Here is a 17,050-nt window from a genome sequence, read left to right on the forward strand (position 1 = left end):
CTTTGGAACGCACGCTAATGAAAAAAGGCGGGCCAGTTGGCCCGCCTATTTCTTACTGTCCCAATGACCACCACCCTCGGCGCTTTGGCTTGGTCGGCGCGGGTTCGGGTTCGTCTGCCACTGCCTCCAAGACTGGCTCTGGGGTGGCAGCCTCAATGACTTCGGGTTCTGCTGCCACGGTCGATTCTTCGGCTTCTTCGGCAACCAGTTCAGGCGCTTCAGCAGGTTCCTCTGGCACTTCTTCAGCGACTTCAGAAGCCGACGTTGCTTCGGCTATCTCAAGTTCTGATGGTGCATCAGCACTATCGGGCTCAGCGGCTGGTTCGATGCTTTCAGACTCATCGGCTGGCTCTTGCTGTTCAGCCTCGTCGGCCTCAGCATTGACCGGCTCTTTCTCCTGATCGGAGTTCGCATTATCCGCTTCGGTCTGCGTCTCGCTTGCTTCGGCTGTGGCCTCAGTATCCTTTTTGCGTCGACGCGGTGCCCGGCGCTTTTTCGGTTTGGTCGCTTTCTCGGCATCTTCCTCAGCAACAGGCTCCGCCTCGGTCTGTTTGGCTTCGACGCTCTCAGCTTCGTTGCTCGAGTCGGTTACACTGTCTGCGTCAGACTCGTCCGCATTGCCATCCGGCGCGTCACCATTGCCCGAACTCTTCTTGCGCCGGCGCCGACGCCGTTTACGCTTGGGCTTGGTCTCTTCCTCGCTCTGAACCGCAGTTTCTTCTTCGGTTTCGTCCTCATCCGTGGCGTCGACCATATCCATCAGCGACGCATCAACCGAAACCACCGGCGCAGTTGCTTCAGGAACAACACGGCTAGCGGTCTTGAACTTCTCCATCGAGAAGTCGGGGCTGACCAAATGAACGTCCCCTTCGATCCGAACCGACAAACCGTACCGCGCTTCGATCTGCGCGATGTGTTCGCGTTTCTGGTTCATCAGGAAGTTGGCGATGCTAACCGGGCAACGCACCAATACCTCACGCGAACGGCGGCGAGTGCCTTCCTCTTCAATCTGGCGAAGGATTGACAGTGCCATATTGTCGTCCGACCGGATCAGGCCGGTACCATGGCAAGACGGGCATGGCTGGGTCGTCGCCTCAAGCATTCCAGGACGCAGGCGCTGACGGCTCATTTCGAGCAGTCCAAAGCCCGAAATCCGGCCCACCTGAATACGGGCACGATCGGTTTTCAGCTTGTCTTTCAGTCGTTTCTCAACGGCCGAGTTATTTTTGCGCTCGTCCATATCGATGAAATCGATCACGATCAGACCGGCCAGATCGCGCAGACGCAATTGGCGCGCCACTTCTTCGGCGGCCTCCAGATTGGTCTTCAACGCGGTTTCCTCGATCGAACCTTCTTTGGTCGCCCGACCCGAGTTCACATCGATCGCCACCAGCGCTTCGGTCACCCCGATCACGATATAGCCACCGGATTTCAGCTGAACCGTCGGGTTGAACATCCCGGCCAGATAGCTTTCCACCTGATATCGCGCGAATAGCGGCAGCGCGTCTTCGTATCGCTTCACGTTCTTGGCGTGCGACGGCATGATCATCTTCATGAAGTCTTTGGCGATGCGATACCCGCCCTCGCCTTCAACCAGAACCTCATCGATGTCGCGATTATACAAGTCGCGGATCGAGCGTTTGATTAGGTCGCCTTCTTCATAAATTTTCGCAGGCGCAATGGATTGCAACGTCAGCTCGCGGATCTGCTCCCACAGTCGTTGCAGGTATTCATAGTCGCGCTTGATCTCTGATTTTGTCCGCTTGGCACCCGCCGTACGAACGATCAGACCCGCGCCCGTGGGCACGTCGATTTCAGCGGCAATGTCTTTCAGTTTCTTCCGGTCAGCGGCATTGGTGATCTTGCGGCTAATTCCGCCGCCCCTTGCGGTATTGGGCATCAGTACGCAGTACCGACCCGCCAAAGACAGATACGTGGTAAGTGCCGCACCCTTGTTGCCGCGCTCTTCCTTGACCACCTGCACCAGCAGGACCTGACGCACCTTGATAACTTCCTGAATCTTGTAGCGGCGCGGGCGTGGCTTGCGCGGAGGACGGATATCCTCGCTATCGTCTTCGTCCGCCACCGACTCGATGGTATCGTCTTTCGAAGCCGCGTCAGCGCTTTTGCTTTCTGTCTCGCCATCCACCTCGGGCTCATCACCAGAAGCTTCCGCCTCTTCTTCGTCAGACTTGGCTTCGACCTCATCCGAAGGTTCTTCTTGGTCGGTATCAGTTGCTTCGACAGGCGCGTCTTCCGCTACCTCAGCAGTCTCTTCTGGCGCTTCCGCCTGCTGATCTACATCTTCGGACTTGGCTTCTTCGGTCGGAGCTTCTTCAGCAACAGGCTCGTCGGCATCCTCTGGCTCTTCCACCGGCGTCTCGGCAACGATTTCCATCGGAGACGTCCCTTCGGGCACCTCCGTCTCTTCACCGTCATCCAGATCGATGGTTTCCATTCCGGTCGGCTCTGAGGAAACCTCCAGCGTCTCAACCGGATCGTCCGTCTTGACGTCAGCGGCCTTCGAGCGCGAACGTGACCGGCGCTTCTTGGGCTTTGTTTCCTCGGCCTCATCCCGCGCCTTCATCGCCTCGGCATAGGCGCGCTCTTCCTCCATCAGCGCCTCGCGGTCAGCGACGGGGATCTGGTAGTAGTCGGGATGGATTTCGGAGAAGGCCAGAAACCCGTGCCGGTTCCCGCCGTAGTCCACAAATGCCGCCTGTAGCGACGGCTCAACCCGTGTTACTTTTGCAAGATAGATGTTGCCAGCAAGCTGGCGTTTGTTTTCGGATTCAAAGTCAAATTCCTCAACCTTGTTTCCGTCGACCACCACAACGCGGGTTTCCTCCGCGTGGGTGGCATCGATAAGCATTTTCTTAGCCATGTGTCCTTGGTGCACCGCGCCAAACGCGTTGTCCTGACCCGTCCAGGCGGACAGGCGCTTTTGGGGAGGTGTCTTGTACGGGCGATATCGGACGGCGCGCGGCAGGGTCTGGCGCTTTGGCCCCCTGCCCGTATACTCAATCGTTGCGCGCGCGTCATCGCGGTTCTTCTCCGACAGGCGCGTCTATATGCGGCCCGCCCATTTATTCCTTTCACCCGCACAGACGGGTTCAGGCGTTCATCTGCCCCATCGGGGCATAATCGGTCTGCCGCGCCGCGCGGGATCTATCCTCACCATCAGCTCAGCAGCGAAACTCAAAACACGGGGCTTGCAGGCACAAAATACCCGGCCCGTTCGATCACAATAAAAGCAGTCCTGTGGAAAAGACAATGGGCAAACTGCATCGCGACCCAAGAACGCGCCGAAGAGTCCCTTCATCTGTTCAGAAATATCCAGGGGTTGAATTGAACCGCAAGCTCAAGAGGGGGCTGGCCCCCTCCTCCGCTTTCACAGGTAATCCGAACGCTGCAACCCGTACTTCGCCATCTTTTCGTTCAGTGTCCGGCGTGGCAGGCAGAGTTCTTCCATCACCGAGGCGATCGATCCCTTGTGACGGCGCATCGTATTGTCGATCAGCATCCGCTCGAAGGCTTCAACATATTCCTTCAGCGGCTTGCCTTCAGTTGTCATCACTGGCTGCATCTCTTCGTGATCCGACATCAGCAGCGAAGCAATTGTCCCCGACCCGCGCCGCGACTGCAGCACCGCACGCTCAGCAATGTTGATCAACTGCCTCACATTCCCGGGCCACGGGGCCTGAAGCAGCTGAGCCGCTTCCTGCGCACTGACCTGAGGCGCGTCGCAGCCATATTCCTCTGCGAACTGTTCGCTCAGACGGGTGAACAGCGTCAGGATGTCCTCACCCCGCTGTCGCAGCGGAGGCATGGTGATGCGCAGCGCCGCCAACCGATAGAACAGATCGGGACGCAATACATCTTCTGAGGTTTTGCCCGCTTCCTGCAGGTTCGAAATCGCAACGATCCGCGTTTCCGCAGGGGTGCCCTGCTCATTCATAACGCTCAATAGACGGGCCTGCAGCGTATCACTCAGGGCTTCGACATCCTCAAGAACCAGCGTACCGCCTCGGGCCTCTTCGATGGCGGGCAACTGCGTGTCTTCGGGGAGCATCGGGCCAAACAGGCGTTTCGACAGCGCTTCTTCCTCAAGTGCTGCGCAAGAAACCAGGACGAATTTCTTACCCGCCCGGCTACCAACCGCGTGCAATGCATGCGCCACCAAAGTCTTTCCGGTTCCGGTTTCCCCATCGATCAGGACATGACCATCCGCCTGCCCCAGATCCAGAATATCTTCACGCAACCGCTCCATGACGGGGCTGGCACCGATCAGCTTGTTCATGATCTGCGTACCGCCAGACAGCTCACGCCGCAGGGCTCGGTTGTCGAGCGTCAGACGACGCGCATTGCTGGCGCGTTTGGCCAGTTCGGACATGCGATCGGGGTTAAACGGCTTTTCAAGGAAATCGAACGCCCCGACACGCATCGCCTCTACGGCCATTGGCACATCGCCATGTCCCGTGATCATGATCACCGGAAGCGTGCTATCGGCCCCCATCAGCTTTTTCAGCAGTTGAATGCCATCCATTCCGGGCATCTTGATGTCAGAAATCACGATCCCGGGGTATTCTGGCCCTAACACCTTGAGCGCATCCTCGGCGCTTGAAAAGGTTTCGGTGTCGTACCCCGACAAAGCCAGCCACTGGCTGATCGACTGGCGCATGTCCTGTTCATCATCCACGATGGCGATTTTCATGGCCTGTGCCATAGTCACTTCCTCTATTCCGCGGCCTCAAGGCCGTCGCTTCCCAATATGGGCAATTGCATCTCAAACACCGCGCCACCCTGTTGGCCATTGCGCGCGGTCAGCCGTCCGCCATGGTCGTTCACGATCCCGGACGAGATGGCAAGCCCCAGACCAACGCCGTCCCCCGGGCGTTTGGTTGTATAAAACGGCTCGAACAGGTTTTCGATATCCTCGATCCCGTGGCCATTGTCCCGCACGGTCAGTACCGCAGTTTCACCTGCAGCGAGAATGATCTCGACATCCGGCTCATCCACAGACTTGGTCGCATCCAGCGCATTGCGCAAGAGATTGACCATAACCTGTTCGATCCGCATCCGATCACCCATCACTATAACAGGTTCTTCGGGCAAAATCTGGGTTATCTTCACATGCCGCTGACGCAGCTGCGGTTCCATCATCGACAGGGACGAGGCCAGCGCTTCGCCAAGATTTACTGGCGAAAACGCATCTGCACCTTTGCGCGCATAGGATTTGAGCTGGCGCGTGATCGCTCCCATCCGCTCGATCAATCCGTCGATCCGCCCAAAGCTGGCCAACGCTTCTTCGGGCCGGTTTCGACGCAAAAGCAGACGCGCGCCGGCAAGATAAGTTTTCATCGCAGCCAGAGGTTGATTTAACTCGTGACTGACTGCCGCAGACATCTCTCCAAGTGCTGCCAGTTTTGAGCTCTGGGCAAGGGTTTGTTCGGCAACTTCCAGCGTCTTTTCAACACGTTCACGCTCAGCGATTTCCCGCTGCAGCCTTACGTTCAATGCGCGAAGCTCCGCCGACTCGCGCTGGAACAAGGTCATGCGCAACGTCGCTCTGCGGCTGAGCGCATAGAAGGTCAGTGCCAGAAGAATCGCAAAGGCCATGATCTCAAGCGCCAGAACGCTGTTCACCCGCTCGCGGATCGACGAATAGGTGGTGAACGAGGTCATTTGCCAGCCTCGGAACGGAATACGGGTCTCCATCCGCATCACAGCCTCGCCCTGAAGATAGGCATCGGGGGGCAAAGCGCTCCAATCGGTTGTGGCCCGGATCGCGCGCTGGATCGCGTTCTGAGGGGGTTGGCGCAACATGGCACCGCTTTCATCTAGACCCCGCCACTGAGGCTCGGTCGAGAGGATGATCGTTCCAGTGCTGTCTGTGACCATCACCGCGTCAGAAATACCAGCCCAGGCGCGTTCAAATTTCTGCAAATCAACTTCGACTACGATCACGCCAAGGATCTCTGCATTCGCCTCGATTCGCCGCGAGTACACAAAGCTGTAACCGCCGGACTCACGTGGAATGACCGAGAATATAGTGGCATTCGATCGAATTGCATCGATGAAGTAAGGCGAGTTCCGGTGGCTTTCCTGCAACCGGTTCCGGTCGGTTGCAGCACGTGTCAGGCCATCCCCATCCAGCAAAACCAGCGAGGCCGCCCCGATTTCTTCAACGAAAGAGATCAGGCGCTGGCTCGACAGCGTGTAATCGCTGGATTGCAGGGCCGAAATCAGGGTGGGGTCACGGGCAAGCAACTGCGGCACGATGGCGTTGCGTCGCAACTCACTCAGCAGGTTGCCGGAATACAAGGCTAACCGCAGTTCGGCCCGGTTTCTGGTCGATTCGGTGAAGCGACTTGTTAGCAGACTGTTGGTGATCCACACTGTGGCGACGGTAGCAAGCAGCAACAAAAACACGGCAAGACGCAGCCGCCAGCCCATAGGCGCGCCGCGAAACCGGTTCAGAAACCCTTTGCTGTTTGCTTGATCTTCCGCGCTCATGTACTGACGCTACGCGTCCCGACTGATGACCTCAAGTCACGCGGGCGTCAGCACCCCGGCCAATGCGCGGAAGAGCGCCGTCCCGTCGGTGCCTCCGTGGCCTGAATCCGCCGCTCGTTCTGGGTGGGGCATCATGCCTAACACGCGCCGGTTGTGCGATAAAATCCCTGCAATATCGTCGCGCGAACCATTGGGATTTTCGGCATATGTGAAGGCAATGCGATCCTGATCCTTCAACTCGACCAAGGTCTCATCGTCTGCGAAATAATTGCCATCGTGATGCGCAATCGGGATTTCGATCACATCCCCGGCATTGTACCCTTCAGTAAAGGCGCTATCGCTGGTTTCGACCTTGAGTCCGATCGTTTTGCAGATGTATTTCAGACCGGCATTGCGCAACAGCGCGCCAGGCAGAATTCCGGTTTCGGTCAGAACCTGAAAACCGTTGCAGATACCGACGGCATAGCCACCACGCTCGGTATGCGCGGCCAGCGCTTTACAAATGGGCGATTGCGCCGCAATCGCGCCGCAGCGCAGATAGTCGCCGTAAGAAAACCCACCCGGCACACCGACGATATCTATACCCACGGGCAGCGCGGCATCCTTGTGCCAGACCATATCGACGGAAAAACCGGCCTGCTCGAAAGCAACGGCAAGATCACGATCGCAGTTGGAACCGGGGAAAACAATGACGGCTGCGCGCATGGCGGACCCTCCTAGGTCGGAAAACTCAGAGCAGTTCGATCTCGAAGCGTTCGATGACCGTGTTGGCCAACAGCTTTTCGCACATCTTGGTTACGTCCGCCTCGGTCGCGCCGTCTGCCAGTTCCAGATCGATCACCTTGCCCTGACGGACACCTTCGACCTGATCAAAGCCCATCGCACCCAATGCGTGACGCACAGCCTCACCCTGCGGGTCCAGAACCCCGTTCTTGAGCATCACATGCACACGTGCTTTCATTTTCGAGAACTCCACTGATGGACCGCGCATCGATCCGTTTCGTTGGGCGCGGGATACCCCGCTTGGGTTTGTCGGACAACCCTGTCGATATGAGACAGGATCAGTTGATCAGCGTTGGTTTTGTGACATTGCTTTTGGGCAGAACGCCAAGACGGCGGGCGACCTCAGAATATGCATCAGTCAGACTACCCAGATCACGGCGGAACACATCCTTGTCCAGCTTCTGACCGGTTTCGATATCCCATAGACGGCAGCTATCGGGGCTGATTTCGTCCGCAATGATCAGTCGTTGGAAATCGCCTTCGAACACGCGCCCGATCTCGATTTTGAAATCGACCAGACGAATACCAACCGCCAGCATCACGCCGCTCATGAAATCATTAACGCGCAGTGCAAGGCTCAGGATATCGTCCATATCCTGCTGGCTCGCCCAGCCGAATGCTGCAATGTGCTCTTCGGTCACCAACGGATCACCCAGCGCATCGTCCTTGTAGCAGTATTCAACAATCGGGCGCGGCAGTTGAGTACCCTCGGCGATACCGAGGCGTTTGGACATCGATCCGGCGGCATAGTTGCGGACGATCACTTCCAGTGGAATGATCTCACAATTCCGCACAAGTTGCTCCCGCATGTTCAGACGGCGAATAAAGTGCGTCGGAACTCCGATCTGGGCCAGACCGGTCATGAAGAATTCGCTCAACCGATTGTTCAGAACGCCTTTTCCATCGATCACGTCTTTCTTCTCGGCGTTGAAAGCTGTGGCGTCATCCTTGAAGTACTGCACGATGGTGCCCGGCTCGGGACCTTCATACAGGATCTTGGCTTTACCTTCGTAAATCTTCTTGCGACGCGCCATGAGCGACCTTTCCAGTCTGGGGAAAGGGAATGAGTCCCTTCACGTTGGCGCCCTCATAGTGCAAGCCCCGCTTTCCCGCAAGTTCGCAACCCCGAGAGGCTTTGACGCAGCGCAAATACCTTGCGCACAGGGCGTCGTATAGTCATATCATCAGAAAAGAACATCTAACCCAAGAGGTCCCCAACCAATGACCACATTCGACGAACGTGAAGCCGCGTTTGAAAACAAATTCGCTCATGACGAAAAGATGCAGTTCATCGCTCGGATGCGCCGCAACCGATTTATGGCTGTATGGGCCTCGGCGCTGAAAGGCGAGACTGTGGAACAGGCGCGTAAATACGGGCAGGAACTGGTCCACACGGACCTGCAAAATGTCAGCGAAGACGATGTTGTCGAGGCGGTCAAAGGATACCTCGGTGATCTCGCCGATGAGGCTAAAATCCGCGAGAAGATGGTCGAACTTCTGGTCGAAGCCAAAGAGCAGGTGATGGCAGAAGCCGAGTCCTGATGCCTGAGCTGCAAAACTCATGATCTTCATGAGTTTTATGAATTTGATTTGACGCCCCGGTCGTGAGACACGGGGCGTCTCATATTTTGACGGGCTGTGGCCCCAATTTTGGAATACTCCAATGACAAACGCGCTCAGCAACCTTCTGGAAACCGTAGACGTCGTTCTGGCGGATGGCGCAACCGGGACGAACCTGTTCAACATGGGCCTGCAATCAGGCGATGCGCCGGAATTGTGGAACGTCGATGCGCCTGACAAGGTTCGTGCTCTGTATCAGGGCTCGGTCGATGCCGGCAGTGATCTGTTTTTGACAAACACATTTGGTGGAACAGCCGCGCGTTTGAAGTTACACGACGCCCAGAACCGCGTGGCCGAGCTGAACCGTATTGGAGCTGAACTGGGTCGCGAAGTCGCTGACAAGGCAGGTCGCCCGATCATCGTGGCCGGCTCTGTTGGCCCGACCGGCGAGATCATGGAACCTGTCGGCAGCCTTTCGCACGCCGAAGCCGTCGAGATGTTTCATGAACAGGCTGAAGCGCTAAAGGCTGGAGGCGCAGATGTTCTGTGGCTTGAGACCATAAGCGCGCCGGAAGAATTCCGGGCTGCGGCAGAAGCGTTCGCTCTGGCAGATATGCCGTGGTGCGGCACCATGAGTTTTGACACGGCTGGCCGCACAATGATGGGTGTTACATCTTCTGATCTGGCAATGATCGTGGAAACTCTGCCCAATCCTCCGGTTGCGTTCGGGGCGAATTGCGGCACTGGTGCCTCGGATATACTGCGGACGGTGCTTGGGTTCGCTGCCCAAGGAAACGAACGTCCACTGATTTCCAAGGGCAACGCAGGGATCCCGAAATATGTGGACGGTCATATCCATTATGACGGAACGCCTGAACTGATGGGCCAGTACGCCGCCATGGCGCGCGACGCAGGTGCAACGATCATTGGCGGTTGCTGTGGCACTATGCCTGCGCATTTGCGCAAAATGCGCGAGGCGTTAGATAACGGTCCGCGCGCCGAACGCCCGACCCTGGATCAGATCGTATCGGCACTTGGTCCGTTTACCTCAGCCTCAGATGGCACTGGGGACGAGGCCGTTCCCGAACGGCGCACTCGTCGCCGCCGCCGGGCCTGATTGAATGATCAGCGCCCTTCGAATTTCGCAGGGCGCTTTTCCAGAAAGGCTACGACGCCTTCGGCAAAGTCTCGGGTACGTCCGCATTCGCCCTGCAGGTGGGCTTCGGCTGCAAGTTGCTGAGGTAATGTTCTATCGTAAGTTCCCCGGATCGCTTGTTTGATCGCGCGAAACCCGGAGGTTGGACCATTCGCCAAATACGCAGCTCTCTTGCGCCAATGAGCGTCGAACTCATCATCCGCAACCGCTTCCCAGATCAATCCCCATTCATCCGCCTGGCGCGCGCTGATCTTGTCTGCAAACAACGCTGCACCCATCGCTTTGGCAAACCCCATCTGACGCGGCATGAACCAGGTGCCGCCTGCATCAGGCAGCAGACCGATCCGAGCGAAAGCTTGCAGAAAATAGGCACTCTCGGTTGCTATCACCACATCGGCACAAAGCGCCAGGTTGGCCCCCGCCCCCGCTGCAGGCCCGTTAACTGCCGCTATAGTTGGCACGGGGCAATCATAGACAGCCTCAAGCATCGGTTCATATTCATCGCGAAGCGCGCGTTCGAGGTCGATCTTTCCTGTGCTTGACGCGTCACCCAAATCCTGACCTGAACAAAAGGCAGGTCCAGCACCGGTCAGGACGATCGCGCGAGCGTGTTGCGCGGCATCTTTCATTGCGTAGGTGATCTCGGCCCGCATCTGCGTCGTCAACGCATTCATCTTATCCGGCCGGTTCAATGTCAAAACCGCCAAATTATCAGTAATGTCCAGTAGGACCGCTTCGTATTCCATGCAAAACCTCAGCTGCGCAGCGTTCTGCAAAACACTGACGCAAATGCGGAAAAAGGAAAAGAAGAACCGCGCGTCAGTCTTCCAGAATTCGGCGCAGACGCTCTTGTTCTTCCTCACTAAGGCCTTCGGAATGCGCTACTTCCTGATGCTGCGCACGCTTGCGCAAAAAGTTCCACCCCATGCCGGCCGCTATCAGCAGCATGACAGGAGCCGACAGCCATAACAACAGATTGGCACCGGTCGCGGTGGGTTTCAGCAGCACATATTCGCCATAGCGATCAACGATGAAGTCCACAACCTCTTGATCAGTATCCCCCGCAACCAGACGTTCTCGCACCAAGATACGCAGATCACGCGCAAGTTCGGCATTGCTTTCGTCAATGCTTTCGTTCCTGCACACCAAGCAGCGCAGACCGGTACTAATATCCCGCGCTCGTGTCTCGAGCGCCGGGTCGTCAAGCACTTCATCCGGCTGAATAGCCATGATCGGGGATGCAATCAGCAGCAGGATAACAAGCAGGCGCTTCATTCGGCAGGAACCCCGCTTGCAGGCGTTTTCCGTGCACCGGCTGCAACACGGAAACGGCGATCCGACAGGCTGAGCACACCGCCCAGAGCCATGAGGATACATCCGCCCCAAATCCAGTTGGCCAGAGGTTTGATATAGGTTCGCATCACCCAGCCGCCATCAGCTTGTTGATCCCCGATCACAACATATAGATCGCGCAGAAAGCGATAGTCGATTGCAGCCTCAGTTGTCGGCATCCGTGCCACAGGGTAGTCGCGCTTTTCCGGGTTAAGAGTCGCGATATAGCGCCCGTCCTTCTCAACAAGCACATCCGCCATGGTTGAGAAATAGTTCGGCCCCTGTACCTGACGCACATCTTGCAACGTCAACGTAAACTGCCCCACTTCAAAAGGCTGACCCGGTTGAGCGACACGAATATCCTCGACTTCCCAAGCGGTTAGGCCTGCGATGGCAAACATGGTGACGCCCAAACCACTATGGGCCACCGCCTTACCCCAGTCTGCGCCGGGCAGTCGAAACAGGCGTCCAAAACTGCCTTTGCGGCCAGTGCGGCTCCAAAGATCGACGATGGCGCCGAAGGTGATCCACGCCCCCAGGAACAAGCCCACGGGTCCCAATGCGCTGCGTCCGGTCTGCATCACCCAGACCAGTATCGCGATCGTGACCGCCAGTACAAATGCATAGCGCAAAGACCATGCCGCCCGGCTTAGCTTGCCCCGCTTCCACGGCAGCATTGCGCCGACGGGAAGAACGATTCCGAGTGCGACCATGAATGGTGTAAATGCAGCATTGAAGAACGGCGCGCCCACCGAGAGTTTTCTATCGAACGCCATCTCGGCCACCATTGGCCACATTGTGCCAAAGAATACGACAAAGCAGCTAACTGCCAACAAGATGTTGTTCAGAACCAAAGCACTTTCGCGGCTGACCATTCCGAAGACACCCTTCGCCTCCATCGCCTGCGCGCGTGCAGCAAACAGGGTCAACGCACCGCCGGTAAAGATGATCAGGATGAACAGGATAAACACGCCACGCTCAGGATCATTGGCAAAAGCATGGACCGAAGTCAGCAGCCCCGATCTCACGATAAAGGTCCCGATCAGAGAAAACCCAAACGCGATAATCGCAAGCAAGATCGTCCAGCTTTTCAACGCCTCGCGTTTTTCCACCACGATGGAGGAATGCAATAGAGCGGCCGCCAGTAGCCAAGGCATAAAGCTGGCGTTCTCAACAGGATCCCAGAACCAGAACCCGCCCCAGCCCAATTCGTAGTAGGCCCACCAGGATCCAAGCGCGATACCGATCGTCAGGAAGACCCAAGCCGCCAATGTCCAAGGCCGTACCCAACGCCCCCAAGCCGCGTCCACCCGGCCCTCGATCAATGCAGCAACGGCAAAACTGAACGCCATGCTGAGGCCGACATAGCCCAGATACAGGAATGGCGGATGGAAGGCCAAACCGGGGTCCTGCAGCAGCGGGTTCAGGTCCCGTCCATCGAACGGAGGAACAGGCAGTCGGTCAAACGGGTTCGATGTGAAGAGGATAAAGGCATAGAAAGCTACTCCGATCGCGGCCTGAACGGCCAGCACCCGCGCCTTTAAGGTCGGAGGCAAGCCAGCGCCGAATATGGCGGCCATCGCGCCGAATATCGCTACAATCAGGACCCATAACAGCATCGAACCTTCATGGTTTCCCCAGGTCCCGGTGATCTTGTAGAGCATCGGTTTTGCCGAATGGCTATTCTCCACCACGATCCGTAACGAGAAGTCAGACGTGGTAAACGCCCAGACCAGCGCACCAAAGGAAAAGGCGGCCAAAATGAACTGCGTGATGGCGGCCGGTTCAGCGAAAACCATCCACCCGTTCCAACGGTTGGCAGCCCCGATCAACGGCACCACAGTTTGGACGATGGCAACGAGGAAGGCTAAGATAAGTGCGAAATGGCCGAGTTCTGTAATCATGGCCTGCTTATACTGCGGCACCGGTGCAAGTGCCATTCACATTCGCCTCGGATCACCGCACATAATGTCGCGCCTCAGGTCTTTCGAAGCCGCTTCCAGTCCTCCAATGCAGGGTTCGATTCCGGCTGGTTGACTGCTTCGGCCAACGATGCGTCCGAGCCAGTATCGGCGGCACCCGGACTGTCATCGCGCAACCCGCGGATCGTTTCAAGATTGGCGATCACCTCAGGCGCCCTCAGCATTGTCGCGCTGATTTCCCTTTGAAAATCCTGCGCTTTGATCTGATGCCGCGCGCCAAAGTAAAACGACACGATCACCCCTAACAGCCACCACAGTGGCTCTGGCACCAGCGCAATTCCCTGCATTCGTGCTGCGAACCACAACGGATCGATCATGGCGGCCAGAAACAAACCCAATGTTCCCAAAGCCAGCGCCGGTCGCGGAAGGCGATTCAGCCCATCCATGAATCGATCAAACCTGGTTTTGCTTGGAGCTTGGAATTCAGTGCCGAATTGCGCCATGGCTGCACTGCGCAGTTCGACAGAACGCTCGGCACCGCTTTCTACATTTTCGCGAAACACTTCCGCAGTTTCACGAACCACATTGCGACCTCCGCCAAACAAGAGCGCCAACAAACCCGAGATCAAACCCATCCCGAAACCCTTTTCTGAAACGCGTCCTCGCTCAGATGATACTTGGGCGATAAAAACTCTTCCGCACGCTTGATCCATCCGCCTTTGCCGCCCGCGCGTGTTCTGGCATATTTACGAAGAGCCATCCGCCGGTCTGCTAAACGGAAGTAATAGTTTCGTCTTGCGACCCCATAGGCATCACGAAACACCAGAGGCTTTGGACTAGCCGCCTCCCGGCTCGCCTGCGCAGTCTGAGGGCCGATGACCCCGTCAACCGTAATGTCATACTCCATCTGCCGCAGCAGGTTCTGCAGGATTTTCACCGCTTGAGCTCCTGCATTGACGTACATGTCGAACACGGATGCCTGTACGGCTTCCGGCAGCACCTGAAGGCGTGGTTTCTCAAAATAGTGTTCCAGAAAAATATCGACGGCCTGCGCTTTGCTAAGCATGCGCACGTCTTGTTGCGTCACCGAACCATCTCGGTCCAGATCGAGACCCAATCGGCGCATGGTATGGATCGTCACCCCGTATTTCGTGGCACCGCCGGGATCATCGGGGTCATCCACAAAACCACCTTCCCGCGCCACGATCCCTTTTGCAATCTGCCGCACTGTCCGCATTGCCGCCCCCTCTGCCAAACTTTGGTAAACGGTCGGACAATTTCGTTAACACCACTGCAAAACAAAGGGCGCTGCCTACCTCTCGCACGCAACGCCCCGCTTCTTCTGTTTAGAAATTTTAGCGCCGATGGCATTCAGCGATGCTGCATTCAGCTATCGCCTGATTCCTGATAAACGCCTTGCTCTTTTAATGCGTCCACAACCTCTTTGGGCATGTAGGTTTCATCATGTTTCGCAAGGATTTCAGTGGCTTCAAAGACTCCGTTCACATAACTTCCGGTGCCCACCATACCCTGATTTTCCGAGAACAAATCAGGCAGAACACCGGTAAAAGCGACCTTTACGCTTTCACCGCCGTCGGTCACGACGAAGTGCACAGTCTCACCCTGCCCGCGAATGATCGAACCTTCTTCGACCAATCCACCTATACGGAACACCTCGGTCGGTTTCGGCGGTTCTGCAATCACCTGACTGGGTGAGCGGAAAAAGTTGATGCCATCACGCATCGCATATCCGATCAGACCCGTCGCCAGTATCAGGGCCGCAACAGCCACTAGAATGACTTGTACACGACGACGTTTCTTAAGCGTTTTCATACCGTCCTCACGGGAACAAGGGGGCCATCATCAGACCCAGGGTTTCATCCTCACCTAACATCAGGTTGGCGTTCTGCAAGGCTTGCCCACTGCTACCTTTTGTCAGGTTATCCAATGCTGCCACCACGATTGCACGGCGTTCGATCCGATCTCCAACGACACCGATATGGCAGAAGTTCGACCCCCGCACATGGTGGGTCGAGGGCGTCTCGCCAAATGGCAGCATCTCAATGAAGGGCTCGGCTTCATAGGCCGATTGAAGTGTCTCATACACGCTCTGCGGGTCACCCTTTACATAGGTTGTGGCCAGAATACCCCGGTTGGCTGGGATCAGGTGCGGTGTGAACTGCACATGCACCGTCCGTCCAGCCAGTTCCGTGAATTCCTGATCAAACTCGCCCAGATGCCGGTGCGTCCCGCCAACGGCATATGCGTTCGCCCCTTCACTGAGTTCTGCGTGCAATAGATTCTCTTTCAGCGCCCGACCTGCGCCCGAGACCGCGCATTTCAGGTCCAGAATGATGTCATCCAGATCAATCACACCCGCCGAAATCAGCGGACGCAGCACATACTGACCCGTCGCGGCATTGCATCCGGTCCCGGCAACCAGCCGAGCGCCGCGGATTTCGTCACGGTAGAACTCGGTCAGACCATAAACCGCCTCTTCCTGATGCCCAAGCGCGGCATGTGAATTACCATACCACTTCTCGTATTCGTCGCCATCGCGAAGCCGGAAATCTGCCGACAGGTCAACAATTTTCAAGGTGTTGGGCAGTTCACGAATGACTTCCTGACTGGTCTTGTGCGGCAAAGCGCAGAAACACAGGTCGATTTGGCTAAAGTCGATCTCGGAAATCTTGCAAAGCACCGGCAAATCCATATGGCGCAGATGCGGAAATACCTGCGCCATTGTCTGTCCAGCCTTCCGCTCGGCGGCCAGAGATTTGATTTCCATACTCGGATGCCCGGCGATCAGCCGCACGAGTTCCGCGCCGGTGTAACCAGAAGCGCCAAGAATTGCGATTTTGTGGGTCATGTCAGACCTCTTTCATTCATGTGTCACATGGGGTGACCGCCGCTGTGACGGTCAACGAATTACGGAATCGGAAAAGCGCCGTCCTTGACCTAGGTCAGGCGGCTTCAAAGGTGATTTGTCGTCGGAGGAACTGAGTCGCGCGATCCGTCACAACGCCCGGCTGACCCGTTGTCAGGAAGCCGTCGGTGCCCTCACCCAGCATATTCGGATGCCGTTGCAAGTAGTCTGCAAGGCTTTCCGCAACCAGATCACCCTGGCTATAGACTTTCACATCCGGTCCGAGCGCCTGCTGAAACGTCTCTGCCATCAATGGGTAATGCGTACAGCCCAGAATGGCTGCTTGCGGTTCTGGCATCTTGCGCTTCAGAGCATCCACATGGCTGCGTACCAAAGCCTCGGCCAAGATCATGTCGCCCTCTTCGATGGCGTCCACAACCCCGCCGCAGGCTTGCGCCTCGACATCAACCCCTATCGCCCGAAACGCCAGCTCCCGCTGAAACGCACGGCTCGACACTGTCGCGGGCGTCGCAAACAGCGCAACATGCTGCACCTGAACCTCACGCGGCGGAGAGTTGTCGCCCCATTGCCGTTCAGTCAGCGCCTCAATCAAAGGCACAAATACGCCCAGTACACGCTTTCCTTCTGGCACGCCCGCTTCTTGCATCCGACGCAGGGCGGCGGCGCTTGCGGTATTGCAGGCCAGAATCACCAGATTGCAGCCGCGATCCCAAAGGTCCTGCACAGCGTTTCGTGTCAGGTTAAAGATATCCTCGGCATCGCGCACACCATAAGGCGCATGCGCGCTGTCCGCGAAATAAAGAAAGTCAACGTCGGGCAGACGTTTCTGCGCGGCGTTCAGGACGGTCAAACCACCCAATCCGGAATCAAAGATACCTACTGCCATTTGCCCCT

At 57.0% G+C, this 17,050-nt stretch carries 16 protein-coding genes; 2 read left to right on the top strand and 14 right to left on the bottom strand.

The features are described 5' to 3' along the window. Positions 1-52: 52 nt before the first annotated feature. The 6 genes from ACRZ96_RS03150 to purC form a co-directional block, all read right to left on the bottom strand. Positions 53-2,884: a ribonuclease E/G gene (locus tag ACRZ96_RS03150; protein WP_480771420.1), complete on the bottom strand. Its 2,832-nt coding sequence runs from the start codon at positions 2,882-2,884 to the stop codon at positions 53-55. 507 nt (positions 2,885-3,391) lie between these two features. Beyond that, positions 3,392-4,726, bottom strand: coding sequence for a sigma-54-dependent transcriptional regulator (locus ACRZ96_RS03155; protein WP_170393162.1), 1,335 nt, complete (start codon positions 4,724-4,726; stop codon positions 3,392-3,394). Between the two features lie 11 nt (positions 4,727-4,737). Beyond that, positions 4,738-6,516, bottom strand: a complete 1,779-nt coding sequence (locus ACRZ96_RS03160) for a sensor histidine kinase (RefSeq protein WP_480438519.1) — start codon at positions 6,514-6,516, stop codon at positions 4,738-4,740. 36 nt (positions 6,517-6,552) lie between these two features. Continuing rightward, positions 6,553-7,221 (bottom strand): phosphoribosylformylglycinamidine synthase subunit PurQ, encoded by a 669-nt coding sequence (gene purQ / locus ACRZ96_RS03165; protein ID WP_480771419.1) that lies wholly within the window; start codon positions 7,219-7,221, stop codon positions 6,553-6,555. Between the two features lie 25 nt (positions 7,222-7,246). Next, a complete protein-coding gene (gene purS, locus ACRZ96_RS03170; protein ID WP_010439914.1) occupies positions 7,247-7,477 on the bottom strand; it encodes a phosphoribosylformylglycinamidine synthase subunit PurS in 231 nt (76 codons plus the stop codon). 100 nt (positions 7,478-7,577) lie between these two features. Next, the gene (purC, locus tag ACRZ96_RS03175; protein ID WP_170393164.1) at positions 7,578-8,333 is read right to left on the bottom strand and encodes a phosphoribosylaminoimidazolesuccinocarboxamide synthase; all 756 of its coding nucleotides are present in this window, start codon (positions 8,331-8,333) and stop codon (positions 7,578-7,580) included. Positions 8,334-8,520: 187 nt separating this feature from the next. Between purC and ACRZ96_RS03180 the strand changes: the two genes are divergently transcribed. Together ACRZ96_RS03180 and bmt are read left to right on the top strand one after the other, a co-directional pair. Further along, on the top strand, positions 8,521-8,841 hold the full coding sequence (locus ACRZ96_RS03180; RefSeq protein WP_170393165.1) for a DUF1476 domain-containing protein: 321 nt from the start codon (positions 8,521-8,523) through the stop codon (positions 8,839-8,841). A 121-nt stretch (positions 8,842-8,962) separates the two neighbouring features. Further along, on the top strand, positions 8,963-9,976 hold the full coding sequence (gene bmt / locus ACRZ96_RS03185; RefSeq protein ID WP_480814227.1) for a betaine--homocysteine S-methyltransferase: 1,014 nt from the start codon (positions 8,963-8,965) through the stop codon (positions 9,974-9,976). A gap of 8 nt (positions 9,977-9,984) precedes the next feature. Here bmt and ACRZ96_RS03190 read toward each other — a convergent pair whose 3' ends face one another. The 8 genes from ACRZ96_RS03190 to murI all read right to left on the bottom strand — a co-directional run bounded on the left by ACRZ96_RS03190 (position 9,985) and on the right by murI (position 17,042). Then, a complete protein-coding gene (locus ACRZ96_RS03190; protein WP_170393167.1) occupies positions 9,985-10,761 on the bottom strand; it encodes an enoyl-CoA hydratase-related protein in 777 nt (258 codons plus the stop codon). Positions 10,762-10,834: 73 nt separating this feature from the next. Continuing rightward, positions 10,835-11,290 carry a cytochrome c-type biogenesis protein gene (locus ACRZ96_RS03195; protein WP_170405571.1) on the bottom strand — a complete coding sequence of 152 codons (456 nt, stop codon included), beginning with the start codon at positions 11,288-11,290 and terminating at the stop codon, positions 10,835-10,837. Continuing rightward, positions 11,287-13,251, bottom strand: a complete 1,965-nt coding sequence (locus ACRZ96_RS03200) for a heme lyase CcmF/NrfE family subunit (protein ID WP_170563485.1) — start codon at positions 13,249-13,251, stop codon at positions 11,287-11,289. The genes ACRZ96_RS03195 and ACRZ96_RS03200 overlap by 4 nt, the downstream gene beginning before the upstream one ends. A gap of 74 nt (positions 13,252-13,325) precedes the next feature. After that, complete coding sequence (locus ACRZ96_RS03205; protein ID WP_480704737.1) at positions 13,326-13,904, bottom strand: holin family protein; 579 nt, start codon at positions 13,902-13,904, stop codon at positions 13,326-13,328. Continuing rightward, the gene (locus ACRZ96_RS03210; RefSeq protein WP_480704735.1) at positions 13,895-14,506 is read right to left on the bottom strand and encodes a holin-associated N-acetylmuramidase; all 612 of its coding nucleotides are present in this window, start codon (positions 14,504-14,506) and stop codon (positions 13,895-13,897) included. The genes ACRZ96_RS03205 and ACRZ96_RS03210 overlap by 10 nt, the downstream gene beginning before the upstream one ends. Before the next feature lie 149 nt (positions 14,507-14,655). Next, positions 14,656-15,102 (bottom strand): cytochrome c maturation protein CcmE, encoded by a 447-nt coding sequence (gene ccmE / locus ACRZ96_RS03215; protein ID WP_170405562.1) that lies wholly within the window; start codon positions 15,100-15,102, stop codon positions 14,656-14,658. 7 nt (positions 15,103-15,109) lie between these two features. After that, positions 15,110-16,138: an N-acetyl-gamma-glutamyl-phosphate reductase gene (gene argC, locus ACRZ96_RS03220; protein WP_480771416.1), complete on the bottom strand. Its 1,029-nt coding sequence runs from the start codon at positions 16,136-16,138 to the stop codon at positions 15,110-15,112. 94 nt (positions 16,139-16,232) lie between these two features. Next, entirely contained in the window at positions 16,233-17,042 is an 810-nt protein-coding gene (gene murI, locus ACRZ96_RS03225) for a glutamate racemase (RefSeq protein WP_480771415.1), read from the bottom strand. Positions 17,043-17,050 lie beyond the last annotated feature (8 nt).

This window comes from Ruegeria sp. CF1 (assembly GCF_056537445.1).

Bases quoted from the DNA above. Each gene is read 5' to 3' on its own strand.
- ACRZ96_RS03150 (WP_480771420.1), bottom strand. From the start codon at position 2,884: ATGGCTAAGAAAATGCTTATCGATGCCACCCACGCGGAGGAAACCCGC.
- ACRZ96_RS03155 (WP_170393162.1), bottom strand. From the start codon at position 4,726: ATGGCACAGGCCATGAAAATCGCCATCGTGGATGATGAACAGGACATG.
- ACRZ96_RS03160 (WP_480438519.1), bottom strand. From the start codon at position 6,516: ATGAGCGCGGAAGATCAAGCAAACAGCAAAGGGTTTCTGAACCGGTTT.
- purQ (WP_480771419.1), bottom strand. From the start codon at position 7,221: ATGCGCGCAGCCGTCATTGTTTTCCCCGGTTCCAACTGCGATCGTGAT.
- purS (WP_010439914.1), bottom strand. From the start codon at position 7,477: ATGAAAGCACGTGTGCATGTGATGCTCAAGAACGGGGTTCTGGACCCG.
- purC (WP_170393164.1), bottom strand. From the start codon at position 8,333: ATGGCGCGTCGCAAGAAGATTTACGAAGGTAAAGCCAAGATCCTGTAT.
- ACRZ96_RS03180 (WP_170393165.1), top strand. From the start codon at position 8,521: ATGACCACATTCGACGAACGTGAAGCCGCGTTTGAAAACAAATTCGCT.
- bmt (WP_480814227.1), top strand. From the start codon at position 8,963: ATGACAAACGCGCTCAGCAACCTTCTGGAAACCGTAGACGTCGTTCTG.
- ACRZ96_RS03190 (WP_170393167.1), bottom strand. From the start codon at position 10,761: ATGGAATACGAAGCGGTCCTACTGGACATTACTGATAATTTGGCGGTT.
- ACRZ96_RS03195 (WP_170405571.1), bottom strand. From the start codon at position 11,290: ATGAAGCGCCTGCTTGTTATCCTGCTGCTGATTGCATCCCCGATCATG.
- ACRZ96_RS03200 (WP_170563485.1), bottom strand. From the start codon at position 13,251: ATGATTACAGAACTCGGCCATTTCGCACTTATCTTAGCCTTCCTCGTT.
- ACRZ96_RS03205 (WP_480704737.1), bottom strand. From the start codon at position 13,904: ATGGGTTTGATCTCGGGTTTGTTGGCGCTCTTGTTTGGCGGAGGTCGC.
- ACRZ96_RS03210 (WP_480704735.1), bottom strand. From the start codon at position 14,506: ATGCGGACAGTGCGGCAGATTGCAAAAGGGATCGTGGCGCGGGAAGGT.
- ccmE (WP_170405562.1), bottom strand. From the start codon at position 15,102: ATGAAAACGCTTAAGAAACGTCGTCGTGTACAAGTCATTCTAGTGGCT.
- argC (WP_480771416.1), bottom strand. From the start codon at position 16,138: ATGACCCACAAAATCGCAATTCTTGGCGCTTCTGGTTACACCGGCGCG.
- murI (WP_480771415.1), bottom strand. From the start codon at position 17,042: ATGGCAGTAGGTATCTTTGATTCCGGATTGGGTGGTTTGACCGTCCTG.